17 protein-coding genes and 1 riboswitch are annotated in these 16,941 nt (G+C 70.9%); of the genes, 10 read left to right on the forward strand and 7 right to left on the reverse strand.

The genetic code is table 11. From position 1 onward, the window contains the following. Nucleotides 1–15: 15 nt before the first annotated feature. The 3 genes from FVE25_RS39245 to FVE25_RS39255 are packed head-to-tail and all read left to right on the forward strand — an operon-like array spanning nt 16 to nt 3,561. The gene (locus FVE25_RS39245) at nt 16–888 is read left to right on the forward strand and encodes an LLM class flavin-dependent oxidoreductase (RefSeq protein WP_157252573.1); all 873 of its coding nucleotides are present in this window, start codon (nt 16–18) and stop codon (nt 886–888) included. Nucleotides 889–906: 18 nt separating this feature from the next. Beyond that, nucleotides 907–2,205, forward strand: coding sequence for a TrpB-like pyridoxal phosphate-dependent enzyme (locus FVE25_RS39250; RefSeq protein ID WP_157252574.1), 1,299 nt, complete (start codon nt 907–909; stop codon nt 2,203–2,205). A gap of 9 nt (nt 2,206–2,214) precedes the next feature. After that, nucleotides 2,215–3,561, forward strand: coding sequence for a dihydrolipoyl dehydrogenase family protein (locus FVE25_RS39255; protein ID WP_157252575.1), 1,347 nt, complete (start codon nt 2,215–2,217; stop codon nt 3,559–3,561). 3 nt (nt 3,562–3,564) lie between these two features. Here FVE25_RS39255 and FVE25_RS57130 read toward each other — a convergent pair whose 3' ends face one another. Beyond that, a complete protein-coding gene (locus tag FVE25_RS57130; protein ID WP_397090539.1) occupies nt 3,565–3,642 on the reverse strand; it encodes a 50S ribosomal protein bL37 in 78 nt (25 codons plus the stop codon). 124 nt (nt 3,643–3,766) lie between these two features. Between FVE25_RS57130 and FVE25_RS39265 the strand changes: the two genes are divergently transcribed. The 3 genes from FVE25_RS39265 (at nt 3,767) to FVE25_RS39275 (ending at nt 6,767) form a co-directional block, all read left to right on the forward strand. Beyond that, nucleotides 3,767–4,546, forward strand: a complete 780-nt coding sequence (locus FVE25_RS39265) for a DeoR/GlpR family DNA-binding transcription regulator (RefSeq protein WP_157252577.1) — start codon at nt 3,767–3,769, stop codon at nt 4,544–4,546. Continuing rightward, nucleotides 4,543–5,604, forward strand: a complete 1,062-nt coding sequence (gene galT, locus FVE25_RS39270) for a galactose-1-phosphate uridylyltransferase (RefSeq protein WP_157252578.1) — start codon at nt 4,543–4,545, stop codon at nt 5,602–5,604. Before FVE25_RS39265 ends, galT begins: the two co-directional genes overlap by 4 nt. A 66-nt stretch (nt 5,605–5,670) precedes the next feature. Continuing rightward, a riboswitch (cyclic di-AMP (ydaO/yuaA leader) is annotated at nt 5,671–5,808 on the forward strand. 5 nt (nt 5,809–5,813) lie between these two features. Then, complete coding sequence (locus tag FVE25_RS39275) at nt 5,814–6,767, forward strand: coiled-coil domain-containing protein (protein ID WP_157252579.1); 954 nt, start codon at nt 5,814–5,816, stop codon at nt 6,765–6,767. On the opposite strand, the gene FVE25_RS39280 is transcribed toward FVE25_RS39275, so the two are convergent. Both FVE25_RS39280 and FVE25_RS39285 read right to left on the reverse strand, forming a co-directional pair. Beyond that, complete coding sequence (locus FVE25_RS39280) at nt 6,764–7,435, reverse strand: GAP family protein (protein ID WP_157252580.1); 672 nt, start codon at nt 7,433–7,435, stop codon at nt 6,764–6,766. The two genes, FVE25_RS39275 and FVE25_RS39280, sit on opposite strands and share 4 nt — an antisense overlap. Before the next feature lie 90 nt (nt 7,436–7,525). Further along, nucleotides 7,526–7,882, reverse strand: a complete 357-nt coding sequence (locus tag FVE25_RS39285) for an MmcQ/YjbR family DNA-binding protein (protein ID WP_157252581.1) — start codon at nt 7,880–7,882, stop codon at nt 7,526–7,528. 11 nt (nt 7,883–7,893) lie between these two features. On the opposite strand from FVE25_RS39285, the gene FVE25_RS39290 reads away from it, so the two are divergent. After that, the gene (locus tag FVE25_RS39290; protein ID WP_157252582.1) at nt 7,894–8,394 is read left to right on the forward strand and encodes a DinB family protein; all 501 of its coding nucleotides are present in this window, start codon (nt 7,894–7,896) and stop codon (nt 8,392–8,394) included. Nucleotides 8,395–8,398: 4 nt separating this feature from the next. On the opposite strand, the gene FVE25_RS39295 is transcribed toward FVE25_RS39290, so the two are convergent. Beyond that, nucleotides 8,399–9,727, reverse strand: coding sequence for a M50 family metallopeptidase (locus tag FVE25_RS39295; RefSeq protein WP_246268136.1), 1,329 nt, complete (start codon nt 9,725–9,727; stop codon nt 8,399–8,401). Nucleotides 9,728–9,860: 133 nt separating this feature from the next. On the opposite strand from FVE25_RS39295, the gene FVE25_RS39300 reads away from it, so the two are divergent. Next, nucleotides 9,861–10,463: a response regulator transcription factor gene (locus tag FVE25_RS39300; protein WP_157252583.1), complete on the forward strand. Its 603-nt coding sequence runs from the start codon at nt 9,861–9,863 to the stop codon at nt 10,461–10,463. A gap of 446 nt (nt 10,464–10,909) precedes the next feature. Here FVE25_RS39300 and lanKC read toward each other — a convergent pair whose 3' ends face one another. Both lanKC and FVE25_RS39310 read right to left on the reverse strand, forming a co-directional pair. Further along, nucleotides 10,910–13,429 (reverse strand): class III lanthionine synthetase LanKC, encoded by a 2,520-nt coding sequence (lanKC, locus tag FVE25_RS39305; RefSeq protein WP_157252584.1) that lies wholly within the window; start codon nt 13,427–13,429, stop codon nt 10,910–10,912. Nucleotides 13,430–13,577: 148 nt separating this feature from the next. After that, on the reverse strand, nt 13,578–14,693 hold the full coding sequence (locus FVE25_RS39310; protein ID WP_157252585.1) for a PP2C family protein-serine/threonine phosphatase: 1,116 nt from the start codon (nt 14,691–14,693) through the stop codon (nt 13,578–13,580). A gap of 118 nt (nt 14,694–14,811) precedes the next feature. Between FVE25_RS39310 and FVE25_RS39315 the strand changes: the two genes are divergently transcribed. After that, the gene (locus tag FVE25_RS39315) at nt 14,812–16,038 is read left to right on the forward strand and encodes a GNAT family N-acetyltransferase (protein ID WP_157252586.1); all 1,227 of its coding nucleotides are present in this window, start codon (nt 14,812–14,814) and stop codon (nt 16,036–16,038) included. Between the two features lie 15 nt (nt 16,039–16,053). Beyond that, nucleotides 16,054–16,212, forward strand: a complete 159-nt coding sequence (locus tag FVE25_RS39320) for a hypothetical protein (protein ID WP_157252587.1) — start codon at nt 16,054–16,056, stop codon at nt 16,210–16,212. Here FVE25_RS39320 and FVE25_RS39325 read toward each other — a convergent pair whose 3' ends face one another. Continuing rightward, nucleotides 16,213–16,941: an SDR family oxidoreductase gene (locus tag FVE25_RS39325; protein ID WP_157252588.1), complete on the reverse strand. Its 729-nt coding sequence runs from the start codon at nt 16,939–16,941 to the stop codon at nt 16,213–16,215.

Below are 16,941 nucleotides of genomic sequence, written 5' to 3' on the forward strand. Positions count from 1 at the left end.
CCCATACTCAGGGTTATGACGGAATTCGGCTATTTCCTGGTGCCGAACAGCGGCGACCCGCTGATTGAGTACGCCCAGCTCGCCGACCGGCTCGGCCTGGACCTGATCGGCGTCCAGGACCACCCCTACCAGCGCCGCTACGTGGACACCTGGACCCTGCTCAGCGTGATCGCGGCCAGGACCGAGCGGATCACCGTCTTCCCCGACGTGACGAACCTGCCGCTGCGCCAGCCCGCCGTGCTGGCCAAGGCGGCGGCGAGCCTGGACCTGCTCAGCGGCGGCCGCTTCGAGCTCGGGCTGGGGGCCGGCGGCTTCTGGGACGCGATCGAGGCGTACGGCGGGCCGCGCCGTACCCCTGGAGCGGCGCTGAAAGCCCTGGAGGAGGCGATCACGGTCATCAGGGCCATCTGGAGCGGCGAGCGCAACCAGCGCTTCGAGGGCGAGCACTACCACCTGCGCGGCGCCCAGGCGGGACCCGCGCCGGCGCACGACATCGGCATCTGGGTGGGCGCGACCGGCCCGAAGGCGCTGGCGCTGACCGGACGGCTGGCCGACGGGTGGGTGCCGTCGTCGGGCTGGGCGCCGCCGGAGCGGCTGGGAGAGCTGAGCGCCAGGATCGACGAGGCGGCGATGGCGGCCGGGCGCGAGCCGTCCGACGTCAAGCGGGTCTACAACGTCAACGGCACGATCACCGGCGGCGCCTCGGAGGGCTTCCTGAAGGGCCCGGCGGAGCAGTGGGCCGACGAGCTGACGGACCTGGCGACCGGTTACGGCATCGACGCGTTCGTCTTCTGGCCTGAAGGCGACCAGAGGGAACAACTCACCCGATTCGCCGAGCAGGTGGTGCCGAAGGTGCGTGAGCATGTCGCACTGGAAGGACGGGGCTGATCGTCCCAGACTGGGTTGATGACCCCTAGCCACTGGTACAACATCATCCCCGACCTTCCCGCCCCTCCCCCGCCGCCGCTGCACCCGGGTACCCGTCAGCCGGTCGGCCCGGACGACCTGGCGCCGTTGTTCCCGATGGAGCTGATCGGCCAGGAGGTGAGCGGGGAGCGGTTCCTGGCGATCCCCCAGGACGTGCTGGACGTCTACCGGCTGTGGCGGCCGACGCCGCTGATCCGGGCGCACCGGCTGGAGAAGTCGCTGGGCACCCCGGCGCGCATCTACTACAAGTACGAGGGCGTCTCGCCCGCGGGCTCGCACAAGCCGAACACCGCCGTCCCCCAGGCGTACTACAACAAGCTCGAGGGCGTGCGCCGCCTGACCACCGAGACGGGGGCGGGGCAGTGGGGCTCGGCGCTGGCGTTCGCCTGTGCCCAGTTCGGCCTGGAGTGCGAGATCTGGATGGTGCGCGCCTCCTACGACCAGAAGCCCTACCGCCGCTCGCTCATGCGGGTGTACGGCGCCGCCGTGCACGCCAGTCCTTCACCGGCGACCGGCGCGGGCAGGAAGATCCTGGCTGAGCATCCGGACTCCACCGGTAGCCTGGGCATCGCGATCAGCGAGGCGGTCGAGGTGGCGGGGTCGGCGGCCGACACCAGGTACGCGCTCGGCTCGGTGCTCAACCACGTGCTGCTGCACCAGACGGTCATCGGCGAAGAGGCGCTCAAGCAGCTTCCCGAGATGCCGGACCTGGTCATCGGCTGCACCGGCGGCGGCTCCAACTTCGCCGGGCTGGCCTTCCCGTTCATGCGGGAGCGGCCGGAGACGGTCTTCCGCGCGGTCGAGCCGGAGGCGTGCCCGTCGTTCACCCGGGGGCGTTACGCCTACGACTTCGGGGACACGGCCGGGTTCACGCCGCTGCTGAAGATGCACACGCTGGGCCACGACTTCGTGCCGGACCCGATCCACGCGGGCGGGCTGCGGTATCACGGCATGTCGCCGCTGCTGTCGCACATGTACGAGCTGGGGATGTTCGAGGCGGTGACCAAGTCGCAGAGCGAGTGTTTCGAGGCCGGGGTGCGCTTCGCCCGCACCGAGGGCATCGTGCCCGCGCCGGAGCCCACGCACGCGCTGGCCGAGACCATCGCCGAGGCGCTGCGCTGCAAGGAGAGCGGTGAGGAGAAGGTGATCCTGACCGCGCTGTGCGGCCACGGCCACTTCGACCTGGGCGCCTACGACCGCTACCTGGCCGGTGAGCTGGAGGATTACGCGCTGCCTCAGGAGAGGGTCGACGCGGCCCTGGCGGGACTGCCGGGTTAAGTTGGCGGGATGGACCTCGATGTGATCGTGCTGGGGATGGGGCCGGGCGGTGAGGACGTCGCCGGGCGGCTGGCCGAGGCCGGGCTGCGGGTGGCCGCGGTGGAGGCGAACCTGGTGGGCGGCGAGTGCCCCTACTGGGGCTGTATCCCCTCCAAGATCATGATCCATGAGGCGGAGACCTCGCGGTCCTGGGAGACGCTGGTGCGCCGGGTCCGCGAGGCCACCGACTCGTGGAACGACCAGGTGGCGGCCGACCGGTTCACCGGCAAGGGCGGCCATCTGGTCCGGGGTCACGGGCGCATCACCGGGCCGGGCGAGGTGACGGTCGGCGACCGGGTGCTGCGCGCTTCGCGCGGCATCGTGATCGCCACCGGCTCGCAGCCGGCCGTGCCGCCGATCGACGGGCTGGCCGGCACGCCGTACTGGACGAACCACGAGGCGATCGAGAACGCCGAGCTGCCCGAGTCGGTCATCGTGCTCGGCGGCGGCGCGGTCGGGGTGGAGCTGGCGCAGGTGTTCCGGGGGTTCGGCGCCGAGGTCACGGTGGTCGAGGCGGCCGACCGGCTGATCGCGCTGGAGGAGCCGGAGGCGGGCGCGGCGCTGGAGAAGACGTTCGCCGGGCGCGGCATCGACGTGCGGACCGGGGCGAAGGTCGCCCGCGTGGACTACGACGGGCGTTTCCACGTCAACGGGGCCGAGGCCGAGCGGCTGCTGGTGGCCACGGGCCGCCGGGTGGACCTCGAGGCGCTGGGGGTGGGCGCCGTCGGGCTGGACGAGAGCGCGCGGGCCATCCCGGTGGACGCGCGGATGCGGGCGGCCGAGGGCGTGTGGGCGCTGGGCGACGTGGTCGGCAAGGGCGCTTTCACGCACATGTCGATGTACCACGCGAACATCATCGTCAAGGAGATCCTCGGAGCGCAGGAGCCCGGGCCGAGAGAGCGGGGAACGAGCCAACGAGGTCCGGAGCGGGCGCGACCATCGGCACGTGAGCCGGTGCACGAGGCCGAGTACCACGCGGTGCCCCGGGTGACGTTCACCGATCCCGAGGTGGGCGCGGTGGGCCTGACCGAGGCGCAGGCCCGCGAGCAGGGGCTGGACGTGCGGGTGGCCGTCGGCGACCTGGGCACGCGCGGCTGGATCGCGCAGGTGGAGGGGCTGGTCAAGCTGGTCGCCGCCGGTGACGTGCTGGTGGGGGCGACCGTGGTGGCCCCTCCGGGCGGGGAGGTGCTGGGCATGCTGACGCTGGCCGTCCACGCGCGCGTCCCGCTGACCAGGCTCGATGAGATGATCTACGCCTATCCCACGTTCCACCGGGCGGTGTCGGCCGCCGTGAAGGAGCTCACCGCGGCCGGCTGACCGTCACCGCGCGGCTGGCCGCTTGCCGTGGTTGGCCTTCTTCTTCTTGCGTGCTCGGGACTTGCGGGCGCGTCGGGCCATCTCACGTGCTCCTTCCTGAGCAGGTACGGCATGCGTATCCCAGACCGGAGCCCCCGGCAAGCGACCTCACATTCTTCAACACTGGCATGTCATAATCTGTTTGAACGTGTTGGAAGGAGGGCGTGTGCTCGCACAACAGCGGCAGCAGGCGATCCTGGAGCGGGTCCGAGCCAGCGGCGGCGTGCGGGTTGCCGACCTCGTGCGCGAGCTGGGCGTCTCCGACATGACGGTCCGGCGCGACCTGGAGACGCTGGCCGAGCGCGGCCTGCTGGAGAAGGTGCACGGCGGCGCCACCGCGGTCGGCCCCGGCTCGACCGAGGAGCCGGGCTTCACCGCCAAGTCCGCCCGCCAGCAGCAGGAGAAGGAGGCCATCGCCCGCCGCGCCGCCCAGCTCGTCAATCCCGGGACCGCGGTCGCCCTGTCGGCGGGCACCACCACGTGGGCGCTGGCCCACCACCTGGTCTCGATCCCCGATCTGACCGTCATCACCAACTCGATCCCGGTCGCCGACGTCTTCCACCGCGTGCCCCGCGCCGACCGCACCGTCGTGCTGACCGGCGGCGTCCGCACGCCCTCCGACGCGCTGGTCGGCCCGGTGGCCGTGGCCGCGATCCGGCGGCTGCACGTGGACACGCTCTTCCTGGGCGTGCACGGGATGAGCGCGCGGGCCGGGTTCACCACCCCGAACCTGCTGGAGTCGGAGACCGACAGGGAGCTGGTGGCCGCCGCGCACCGCCTGGTCGTACCGGCCGACCACACCAAGTGGAACACCGTCGGCATCAGCACGATCGCCGAGCTGGCCGAGGCCGACGTGGTCATCAGCGACTCGGGGCTGCCCGCCGGGGCGCGCACCGAGCTGACCGAGCGCGTCGGGCAACTCATCATCGCGGAGGGCACGCAGTGAAGCGCACCATCACCCATCTGGCCGACGGGCGAGAGCTGATCTACTTCGATCGGCGCGACGACGCCGACCGGAGTGCCGTGGACCGGCGGCCGCTGGATCCCCGGCCGCTCGCCTCGGAGTTGCGCTACGACCCGCTGACCGAGGAGTGGATCGCGATCGCCGGACACCGGCAGACGCGGACCTTCCTGCCGCCGGCCGACGAGTGCCCGCTGTGCCCGTCGACCGAGGAAAGATGGTCGGAGATCCCGGCGCATGACTACGACGTGGTGGTCTTCGAGAACCGCTTCCCCTCTTTTAGCGGAAATTTTGGGACTTATCGGGATGTGGGCGGACTGTCCGAGGTGCGGCCCGCGGCGGGGCGGTGCGAGGTCGTCTGCTTCACCTCCCAGCACGACTCCTCCTTCTCCCAGCTCTCCAACGAGCAGGTCGAGCTGGTCATGGAAGCCTGGGCCGACCGCACCGCGGAACTGTCCGCCATCGAGGGCGTCGAGCAGGTCTTCTGCTTCGAGAACCGGGGCGAGGAGATCGGGATCACCCTGTTCCACCCGCACGGGCAGATCTACGCCTACCCCTACGTGACGCCGCGGACCAAGCTGCAGCTCGCCGCCGCGCAGCGCAGGCCCGGGTTGTTCGCCGGCGTGCTGGCCGCCGAGCGGGCCGGGGAGCGCGTGGTGGCCGCCAACGAGCTGTGGACCGCCTTCGTGCCCGCCGCCGCCCGCTGGCCGTACGAGGTGCATATCTACCCGCACCGGCAGGTTCCGGACCTCGCGGCGCTGAGCGAGGAGGAGCGGGCCGCCTTCGCTCCGGTCTACACCTCGGTGCTGCGCGCCCTGGACGGGATCTTCGGGGTGGCCATGCCGTACATCTCGGCCTGGCACCAGGCGCCGGTGCGCTACCTGCGTGAGCTGGGATACCTGCATCTGGAGCTGTTCTCGATCAGGCGGGCGCCCGGCAAGCTCAAGTATCTCGCGGGGTCGGAGTCGGCCATGGGCGCGTTCGTCAACGACGTGCTGCCCGAGGAGGCCGCCCGGCTCCTTCGATCACAGGTAGATCACTAATTGGTTTCCTGTTGGAGTCGCGTGACCGGAGATTTACTACTAATATCCCTCACGCACCGGTTGTCACAGCCGTTGCCGCCTAATCCCGGGCGCGTTGCCCGGGAGCCGGGGACCCACCCTCACCTGGGGTGAATCCACTTCGGTGGTAGGGCATCTCCCAGCCCGAACCCGTCAGCTAACCCGGCCGGCAGATGGAGAGGAATTTCCACGTGGCGGTTGCGTCCCCCGCGACTCTGGCCATCGGACTCATCACCGCCGCGGCTGTGGCGCTCACCCCGGCCAGCGCGTCCGCCGCGCCCAAGCCGACCGAGAAACAGCTGCGGGCGGAGCTCAAGACGCTCAACCAGAAGGTCGACAAGCTCATCGAGAGCTACAACGGCAAGCGCGTGGCCCTGGCCAAGGCGAAAGAGGCGGAGAAGAGCGCCAAGGAGCGCCTGGCCGCCGCCGAGCAGGCCGTCGTCGACGCCGAGCGGCGGGTGGCCGAGATCGCCCAGCTGCGCTACCAGGGCGTCGACTCCTCGCTGCCCGGCCTGTTCCTGACTCCCAACGCGGCCGGCGCCGCCGTACTCGAACAGCTCACCGACGAGGAGCAGGCGGTCATCGGCGGCGTCGCCACCGCCCGCGACGCCAAGAAGAAGGCGGCCGACGAGGCCGCCGCGCTCACCGACCAGATCGCCGGCCAGGCCGCCGACGTGGCCAAGGAGCGCGACGAGGCCGAGGACGTCATCAAGGACATCCAGGACAAGCTGCAGGAGCTCATGCCGACCGGCACCGGCAAGCGCTCCGACGGCTCCTGGTCCCCCGAGCTGCCCTCGGGCTCGGACAACATCACCTCACGCATGCGCATCATCCGCGACGAGATCAAGCAGAACTTCAACCTGCCCTTCGAGGTCGGCTGCTACCGCTCGGGCGGCGGCGGCGAGCACCCGCTCGGCCGGGCCTGCGACTTCATGATGAGCACCGGCGGCACCATGCCCACCGCCGCCAACCAGGCCCTCGGCGACCAGATCGCGGCCTGGGCCATCAAGAACAAGGACCGCTTCGGCGTGAAGTACGTGATCTGGAAGCAGCGCATCAACATGGGCAACGGCTGGCGCGCCATGAGCAACCGCGGCAGCATCACCGAGAACCACTTCGACCACCCGCACATCTCGATGTACTAGGTGAGCCAGCCGAACAACCGGGCAGCGGCGTCACGGGCGATGAAGAACCCCACGATGGCCAGGGTCCAGCCGACCATCGAGGCGGCGTTGCGCAGCAGCCAGTCGCGCAGCTTGGCCAGCTTGGGCTCCAGCCACTGCCCGGCCAGCCCGCGGCCCGCCATGAGGGCCAGCGGGGGCACCACCATCACCAGCACGTACCCGGCCAGCACGGGACCCCACTGGAGCGGGGTCAGGCCCGCGGAGGTCATGAGGCCGATCGCCGCCAGGTAGGGCACCATCGTGGCCACCTCGACCAGGCCCATCGTCAAGGCCAGCCCCACCATCGTGCCGGGGCCGCCCAGCTTGGGCTCCCACTGCTTCTTCTGCTTCTTGGAGTCGAAGCGCCAGCTCAGCAGGAACAGGCCGACGCCGACGGCCAGTTGCGCCCAGAGGAAGGTACGGCTCTGCAGTGCGTCCCCGAAGTTCTCCATGACCGCGGAGAGACCCAGCATGAGGGCCACGCCCACGAGGAAGTAGAACACCGTGATGGTGGCCAGATAGATCATCAGGCGACCGGTCTGCTTGCGGTCGGAAGCCAGCATCATGACCACCGGGACGCCCAGCGTGCCGAAACTCGTGCTGTCGGCCAGGGCCAGCCCGATGAGCGTGAGAAGCAGTGCAATCGACATGATGTTCATCGTGCCGGTCCGCGAGGGCTGCCGAATCCTACGCGCGGGCCAACCCGGGCTACATCCTTCTGCCTACGCAGGGCTCGTCCGTCAGGGCTCGCCGAGCCGCTGGACCAGCGACTTCGGCGCCACGACCCGGTAGGCGTCGGTGACGATCTCGGCCACCTCGGCCCAGTCCACCTCCACGTCCAGGTAGACCCCGAGCCAACCCCGATGTCCCACGTACGGCGGGCGGAAGAAGCGGCCGGGATCCTCGGCCACGAGCTCTTGCTGGACGCCCGGCGGCGCGGCGCACCAGAAGCCGAGCCGGTCGTCGTGGTGGTGGTCGGCGAACATCACGAACGTCTTCTTGCCCCGGACGAACCAGGCGGGCTCGCCGTGGCTGAGGCGTTCGACGGCCTCGGGGAGGTCCAGGCAGATTTCCCGCAACCGCTCCAGCTGCTCCATAGTGGAACACTATGCGTATCGAACCACCCCAGACCGGGGACGAGCGGGCGACCCTCGAGGGCTTCCTCGACTACCAGCGGCAGACACTGGCCTGGAAGTGCGAGGGTTTGACGGACGAGCAGCTCAGGCTGCGGGCGGTCCCGCCGTCGTCGTTGTCACTGCTCGGGCTGATCAGGCACATGGCCGAAGTGGAGCGCGGCTGGTTCCTGCGCACGCTGGGCGAGCAGCCGGAGCTGCCGTTCGTCCACGTCACGCCGGAGGAGCCGGACGCCGACTTCGACCGGGCCGGCGAGGACACCAGGGAGCGCGCCTTCGCGGCCTGGGAGGCGGAGGTGGCGGCGGCCCGGGCGGCGGCCGCGGACGTGCCCCTCGACGCGGTCGTGTCCAAGAAGCGCACCGGTGAGGAGATGTCGCTGCGGTGGATCTACTTCCACATGATCGAGGAGTACGCCCGCCACAACGGCCACGCCGACCTGCTGCGCGAGCGGATCGACGGGGCCACGGGCGAGTGAGCGCTCAGCCGGACAGGCGGATCGGGTTGACCAGGTCGGCGTAGGCGAGCAGGCCGGCCATGACGATCATCACCATGGCCAGCACGTACGTCAGGGGCAGCACCTTGGCGATGTCCACGTGGCGCGGCTCCGGGCGGCGGAACACGCGGGCGTAGGCGCGCTTGAGGCCCTCCCAGAGGCCGCCGGCGATGTGCCCGCCGTCCAGCGGGAGCAGCGGGAGCAGGTTGAAGACGCCGATCGCCAGGTTGAAGCCGGCCAGCAGGTTCACGAACGTGTAGAGCTTCTCCTGGGTGCTCAGCTGCTGGGAGGCCAGGATCTCGCCGCCCAGCCGGCCGGCGCCGACCACGCCGACCGGGCCCTGACGGTCGCGCTCCTCGCCGGAGAAGGCGGCGTGCCAGACGCCGACCATCTTCTCCGGCAGGTTGACCATGGACCTGACCACGTTGCCGGTCAGGCCGACCATGTGCCCGGCCACCGCGCCCAGGCTCTGCTTCTCGTACCCCTCGGTGGGCAGGACGCCGAGGAAGCCGACGGCCTTGTCGATCTTCTTGGGGTCGGCCAGGTTCGGGCGGTCCTGGGCGATCAGCGTGACGGTCAGCGTCATCGGCCGGCCGTCCCTGATGATGTCGACCTTCACCGGCCCGGCGCCGTGGGAGCGGATCATCTGGGTCGCCTCGTTCCACGAGGCGAACTTGGCGCCGTCGAACGCGACGATCCGGTCGCCGGCCTTCATGCCCGCCTGCGCGGCCGGGGTGCGCTGGTCGGTGGGCTTGCACTCGGTGCGCTTCTCGCTGACGGGGATCACGCAGGTGTTGGTCTGCGGGGAGACGATCGGCTGCAGCGCCGGCAGGCCCCACGTCATCAGCACGATGGCGAACAGGACGAAGGCCAGCACGAAGTTCATCAGCGGGCCGCCGGACATGATGATGACCTTCTGCCACCACTTCTTGCGGTAGAAGACGCGGTCCTCGTCACCGGGTCCCACCTCTTCCTGCGCGACCTCGCGCGCGGAGTCGATGAGCCCCTGGAACGGGCCGGTCGAGACCCGCCGGAGCCGGCCCGGTTCGTCACCGGGCCGCGGCGGGAGCATCCCAATCATCCGGATATATCCGCCGAAGGGGATCCATTTCACGCCGTATTCGGTCTCGCCCTTCCGCTTGGACCAGATCGTCGGCCCGAAGCCCACCATGTACTGGGTGACCCGCACCCCGAAGATCTTCGCGGGCACGAGGTGACCGATCTCGTGCAGGCCGATGGACGCCGCCAGGCCGAGCACGAACAGCACGATCCCGACGATGTAGATCCAGTCCATCTGCGCGCGCTCCAGGGTCATGGAAAGGCTTGACAGCTTCAGAGTAGTCGAACTCTCCACACCTGAACGGCTTGCGCACGCTTTGCGGAATCGACAGACTTCGTTGACAGTGCGCAGTCACACGATCACTCTGGGAGATGACGGAGGGAGCACGTTGATCCGGATCCTCGTTGCCGAGCACCTGCCGCTCGTCCGGCGCGGCCTGGTGTCCTCGCTGGACGCCGAGGCCGGGCTGACGGTCGTCGCCGAGGTCGGCAACGGCGCGGACGTGGTGCCCGCGGCGCTGGCCCGCTCCCCCGCGGCGGCCGTCATCGACCTGGATCTGCCCGGCGGCGGCCTGGCCGCGACCCTCCGGCTGCGGGAAGAGGTCCCGGACTGCCGCGTGCTCATCCTGTCCGCCCAGCCCAACCCCGGGCAGGTGCGCGGGGCCTTCGCCGCCCACGCGCTGGGGTTCATGAGCCTGGACGTGGCACCCGAGCAACTCGCCGACGGGGTCAGGGCGATCGCGGCCGGACGGCGCACGGTCGACTCCGAGCTGGTCGTGGCCGCCCTGGAGTCGGCGGCCAACCCGCTGACCCGGCGGGAGCTCGACGTGCTGCGCATCGCCGCCGAGGGCGCGCGGTCCACGGAGATCGCCGACCAGTTGTTCCTGTCGGTGGGCACGGTCCGCAACCATCTGTCGCGCATCATGTGCAAGACCGGCGCCCGCAACCGCATCGACGCGGTCCGCATCGCCAACGACTCCGGATGGCTGTAACTCGTCAGCAGGAGGCGGGGTAGCCGGGGGGTGGAGAAGGTGGCTGTGACTCGTCAGCAGGATGCAGGGCAACCAGGGGTGGAGAAGGGGGCTGTGATCCTGCAGCAGGGGCGGGGTGGTGGCGCACCAGCCGGTGCTTGAGCGTGGCGGTTGTGCTCCGCCGGCTGGTGCCCGCGTCCCGGTCCGGCCACGGCCTCCCCCACGTGGGCCATCCCACCTTCCCGGGCGCAGCCCGTGGACTCGCCACGGGGCCACCTGGTTCCCGATCACCCTCCCAGCGGTGATCGGGGCGTGGCCGGACCCCGGCGGAACCGCGCCGCTCCCCCGGGGCCCGGGTTCATGGGGCGCCGCCTAGTCGCGCGCCAGGCTCATCCAGCACCCGCAGCGGCTCTGCCAGCAGGAGCCGTCCGGTGGGTCGCTCTCCATCGCCTGCAGATCGAGAAGTGTCATCCCTGCACCTCCATCGGTCGTGGTGAGTGAAGCCGGGCCGGTCCCAGGAAGGGCAGCGAGATCGCCTCCTCGTGCAGGGCGGCCCCCACCGCCAGCAGCACCCCAGCGGTGCCCGTGGCGAGGTCCATGGAAAGGCGCAGCAGGCGCTCGCCGGGGAAGGCGAGGTGGGCCTGGTAGCGGAGCGCGTGCCAGCCGAGGGCGCGCAGGTGGCTCTCGGCCGCCGGGTCCTCCTCGCTCCAGCGGTTCCTGCACAGGTATGCCAGGATGCCGGCCCGACCGGTGAACAGGCCGGACTGGATGGAGAAGGGCGAGCGCGCGGCCAGGTCGAGCGCCTGCCAGGAGGCGGTCAGCGCGTCGCCGGGCCGCCGGGCGAGGTACTCGGCCAGCACCCAGGCCAGCCCGACGCTCCCCTTGTCCAGCGCGAACCCGGGGTCGCGGCCCACGTCGTGCGGGATGTGGTAGCGGGCGAGGTCGTTCCTGAGCGCTCGCTCGGCCAGGTGGAGGAGGGACGTCTCGCCGGTCCGGTCGTAGCCGCGCAGGAAGAGCAGGGCCGCCCCGGCCGCGCCGTACATCAGGCCGGGCGACGGCGGGTGCTCGCCGAGCCTGCTGGCGACCAGGTCGATGACCTTGAGCGCCTGGGTGTGCAGGTCGCGCTGGCCGGTCGTCTCGGCCAGGTACATCAGGTTGAGGCCGATGCCGGACAGCCCGCCGTGCAGGTCGAGGCCGAGGCTCTGCCAGCGTTCCCTGGAGATGCGCTCGGCGAGGTCCAGGGCCTCGGCGGGCCGGCCGAAGTGGGCGAGGGTGTGGGCCAGGCCGTGCAGGCCGTCGTAGAAGCCGAGCCGGCTGCCCTCGCGCGGCTTCATGGCGCGGGTGAGCAGCCATTCCTCGTGCTCGGGGAAGCGTCCGGCGCCGGTGACGTCGAGCGCGTAGAGCACGCCGGCGGCGCCGTGGGCGAGGTTGAGACCGCCCGTGATGAATTGCTCCACGTCGCCGGGGAAGAGCCGGTCGTCGCGCTCGGGCGTGGCCGAGGCGAGGATGCCCATCGTCATCGAGCGGCGCAGCCGCTGCCAGCGTTCCGGGTCGGCGAGCGTCACGGAGTTCCACGCGGGGATGTGCGCGCCGGGGACCCGTCTGGCCCGGCGGTCGCCGGTGATCGTCAGCACCGCCTCGTCCAGGAAGTCCGCGGGCAGCGTGAAATGGTCCCTGATCACCTCGGCCAGTTCCACCGCCTTGACCCGGTCGATCTGGCACAGCTCGGTGATCGGCAGGAACATGGCCAGCCGCAGGCAGGCCAGGCCGTAGCGGTCGACGTCCACGCCGGTCAGGCCCTCGGGGGCGGCCGTCCCGGTACGGCCGGCCTCGTCGGCGGGCCGGGCCAGCTCGTGGTCGATGAGCGCGACCCGGCCGTCGGGCCGGACGATCACGTTGCCCGGGTGCACGTCGCGGAAGACCAGCCCGCGCTCGTGGACGGCCGCCACCGCCGCCTCGACCGCCGCGCACACCCGCAGCGCCCAGGCGGCGTACTCGTCGCGGTCCCCGCGCCCCTGCCCGCCCAGGGGATAGCGCTCGGCGAAGGCCCGGGTGAGCAGGTCGCCGTCGATGTGCTCCATGACGAGGAAGCTGTGCTCGTCCACGGTGAACTCGTCCAGCAGCCGCGGCGCCACCGCCAGCCCGTCCAGCCGCCGCAGCACCTCGCGCTCGCGCCGCAGCCGGGTGACCGCGTCGTCGCCGCCGGCGTCGAGCCCGGCGTGCGCCCTGGCCTCCTTGAGCACCACCCGGTGCCCGGACCGCCGGTCGGTGCCGAGGTAGACGCCGCCGCCGTTGGAGAAGCGCAGGACCTTGTCGATCCGGTACGGCAGGCCGTCCAGGGAGGCGGCGGCCCGGGCGGCGAGGTGGGGTTCGAGGAAGGGCGGCAGCCGGATCCAGGGCGGCGTGGAGAAGACCGGGCCGCGCCGGTCGGGCACCAGGTTGCCCTCGAGGTCGGCGATGGCGGGCTCGACCCTGCCGTGCTCGGTGACGCAGTAGCGTTCGGTGATGCCGCCGTAGCGGACGTACAGCGGGCCGCCGCCGATGCGCAGGTCGCTGAGGATGTACGGCCCGGCCCGGCCGGCCAGCAGGCCGCCGAGTTCGGCGAGGATGGCCTGGAGCTGGGTTTCGTCGGCCGGGTAGAGGGCGGCGAGTTTGCCGCTGGCGCCGCGGTCGGCGTATTTGGCGTTGCGCAGGTGGAGAAGGTCCCGGCCGCGCAGAAACTTGAACGGGATTTTTCGCGAAATACAGTAGCCCGTCAGGATTTCCAGGATTTCGGCGGCATTGGCGAGGCAGGCCGAGGCGTGCACCTTCCATCCCTGATCGGGGAGGACACACCCGTCGGGCCGATATACCACCCAGTCGTCCTGCTCGAAGACCGTCCAGCCTGGGGCCTCGGGCCGCGGGTAGTCCGCCGCCCCCATCCCTTGAAGCGGCGAGTCATAAAATGTCCGGTCAACAAGACAGTAGACCTCATACCGCTTATCCACGATATTTCGCCTCTCTTCGCTCGTGTCCCGAGCGCAGGGGAATTCATGGGGTTAGCACTATGAGAATCGCAGGGCCGTACCCGCCCTGCCAGTGACCGCGATCACCTCGTGCGCATGAGTGAATACACGGGGTGACCCGTGAGAAACGTCACGGGCGCCAGATGAGCACCAGCGCGCAGTCGTCGTTGTGCCCCGACGCCATGGAGTTGACCAGCGCCCGGGCGCCGTCGCGGAAGCCGGAGGGCAGCAGCCGCTCCGCCTCGCCCAGCAGCCGGTCGAGGCCCGCGTCGATGTCGCGCCCCGGCTGCTCGATCAGCCCGTCGGTGTAGAGCAGCAGCGCGTCGCCCTTGCGCAGCACGCCGTTGTCGGGCTCGCAGTGGAGGTCGGGCACCACGCCCAGCACCACGCCCTTGGCCGTGGCCACCTGCCAGCCGCCGGAGCCCGCGTCCAGCTTGACCACCGGGGGGTGGCCGGCGGAGGTGATCGTGTAGGCGCCCGTGGCGAGGTTGATGCGCACGTGGACGGCGGTCACGAAGCCCTCGTCACCACGCTGGCGATGCAGGTAGGCGTTGCAGGCGGGCAGGAAGTCGCCGACGGAGCCGAGCAGCCCGCCGAACGTCCCCGACAGCAGCAGCGCCCTCGTGCCCGCGTCCACGCCCTTGCCCGAGACGTCGACGAGCGCGATCTCCAGGTTGTCGCCGTCGCGCATCGAGACCAGGAAGTCCCCGCCGAACGACGAGCCGCCCGCCTGCTTGAGCACGACCTTGCCGCCCCAGTCCTTGGGCAGCGGGGGCAGCTCGCCCTGGCTCTTGAGCCGGTCGCGCAGCTCCAGCAGCATGGCGTCGCCGCGCAGCCCCTGCACGCCGAGCTTGCCCCGGGTGCGCGCCATGAGCACGGCCAGCACGGTCGTGAACCCGATCGTCACCATGAGCCCGAGCCCGACCCGGCCGACGCCCAGCGTGATCGCGATGTACCCGAGCGCCACGGCCACCGCCACCAGCAGCTTGGCCAGGCTCCGCAGCCGCAGTTGCAGCCCGCCCACGAGCGTGATGAGGATCAGCAGCGACGGCGAGAACCACTCGAGCGACACCCGGGCGGCCAGACCTCCGATGACCAGACTGAGCACGCTGAGCGTGATCGTGAGATTGCGGTCGCGGGCCAGCGGTCCCCGCCGAAGAAACCGGACAATGGGCACCAGGAACGGCACCCGCACGAGGAACGCGCGGAGCCGTGGCGGGATCAGCGGCGCCGGACGGGAACTCATGATGCGGATGACTGTATCGGTCTCATACCCGTTTGGGCAGCCCACTTGACCAATGCCTTGATCATTAAGCACGGATATTGGGTGGCCCAACCCCTTTGCCCGCTCTTACGGTGGACGGATGACGTACCCGATCCGTCCGATTTCTGAAGCCGAGTGGCCCGCTTTCTCCGCAGTTCTGTCCGAGGCTTTCGGATGGACCCCCGCCCCCTTGCAGACCGAGCGCTGGAAGGCCCACACCGAGTTCGACCGCACCCTCGCGGCCTTCGACGGCGACACCATCGCCGGGGTCACCGCCATCTTCAGCATGACCATGACCGTCCCCGGCGGCGCCCTCCCGGTCGCGGGCGTCACCTCGGTCAGCGTGCTCCCCTCGCACCGCCGCCGCGGCATCCTGTCGTCGTTGATGCGCCGCCAGCTGACCGACGTGCACGAGCGCGGCGAGGCGGTCGCCGCCCTGTACGCCTCCGAGTCCGCCATCTACGGCAGATACGGGTACGGCAGGGCCGCCTCGGAGCTGGGTGTGACCATCACCACGTCGGCCTCGGGCTTCGTCAAGAACGCCCCGCACGACCCGGAGCTGCGGCTGCGCGTGGTGACTCCGGCGCAGGCGCGCCAAGACCTGGAGAAGGTGTTCGCCGGCGTGGTGACCGAGCGCCCCGGCCGCTATGTGAGGGACGAGCAGTTCTGGAACGCCGTGCTGGCCGACGAGGAGCCGGACCGCGACGGCTGGAACGCCCTGCGCGGCCTCCTGGCCGAGGACGCCTCCGGCGTGCGCGGCTACGCGTTGTTCCGGATCAAGTCCCGGTGGGACGACGACGGCATCCCCAACGGCGAGCTCAGGGTCCACGAGATCGAGGCCAGGGACCCGGCGGCGTACGCCCTGCTGTGGCGCGGCGTGCTCGACCGCGACCTGGTCACCAAGGTCACGGCCGGCGTCCCCGTGGACGCCCCGCTCACCGCGCTTCTGGCCAATCCCCGCCAACTGCGCGCGGGCTGGTCGGATGAGTTGTGGATCCGCGTGGTGGACGTGGAGAAGGCGTTGCCGGCCCGCTCCTACGCCGCCCCGGTGGACACGGTCATCGAGGTCGAGGACGACGTGTGCCCGTGGAATGCCCGCCGCTGGCGGCTGACCGCCGGCGCCGGGAGCGCCTCCTGCACGCCGGTCGAGGCGGCCCCGGACGTCACGCTGCCGGTGAGCGCGCTGGGTTCCGCCTACCTGGGCGACGGGGAGCTGGGCGCGCTCCTGGACGCCGGGCTGCTGAAGGAGCACACACCGGGTGCCGTCCGCGCCCTGGCCACGGCCCTGTCGTGGAGCCCGAAGCCGTGGGCGGGCCTGGTCTTCTGACGTACAGTCGAAGACATGGCACTGCAGGCACTGCAGATCACGGCGATCACGGCGATGCGCGCCAGGGACGTGTCCCGGCCCAGCGCCGAGCAGCAGGACGCCGCCGACCGGCGGCCGCTCCGCGACGAGACCCCGCGCCGCGACACCAAGCGACCGCCTCAACCCCAGAAGTGATCAGAGGAACAACCCGCCGGTGGCGCGGATGTTCTGCCCGGTGATCCAGGCGCCGTCGGGGCCGCAGAGCATGGCCACCGCGGCGGCGACGTCCTCGGGCCGGCCGAGGCGCTGGAGGGCCGTGAACGCGGGCATCTGCTGAAGGGCCTCGGGCGGGTTGGCCGCCCGGAGCATGTCGGTGTCCGTCGCGCCGGGTGAGATCGAGTTGGCCGTGATGCCGCGCCCGCCCAGCTCACGCGCGGCGACTTTGGCGAACTGCTCCACCGCCGCCTTCGTCGCGGTGTACAGGGCCTGCGTCTGGCCGGGCACGGCGGTGTTCAGCGTGGAGATGTTGACGATGCGGCCGTCGTCGCGCATCACCCGGGCCGCCCATTGGAGGGCGAGGAAGACGGCCTTGGTGTTCACGGCGAAGACGTGGTCGTAGGTCTCCTCGTCGACGTCCGCGATGGGCTTGAGACCGGTCACGGCTGCGTTGTTGACGAGGATGTCGAGGCCGGGCAGGACGTGCTCCGCCGCGGCGAACAGGCGGTCGAGGTCGGCGCGCGCGGCCTGGTCGGCCTGCACGGGGTGGGCGCCGGTCCGCTCGGCCACGCCGGTCGCGGCCGCGCTGTCCTCGCGGTAGGAGAAGACGACGGTGGCGCCGTCGGCGGTGAGCCGCTCGACGATGGCCCGCCCGATGCCGCGCGAGCCGCCGGTTACCAGTGCTCCCTTGCCGGTGAGATCAGCCAT

It is taken from the genome of Nonomuraea typhae, from assembly GCF_009760925.1.
Taxonomy (GTDB): Bacteria; Actinomycetota; Actinomycetes; order Streptosporangiales; family Streptosporangiaceae; genus Nonomuraea; species Nonomuraea typhae.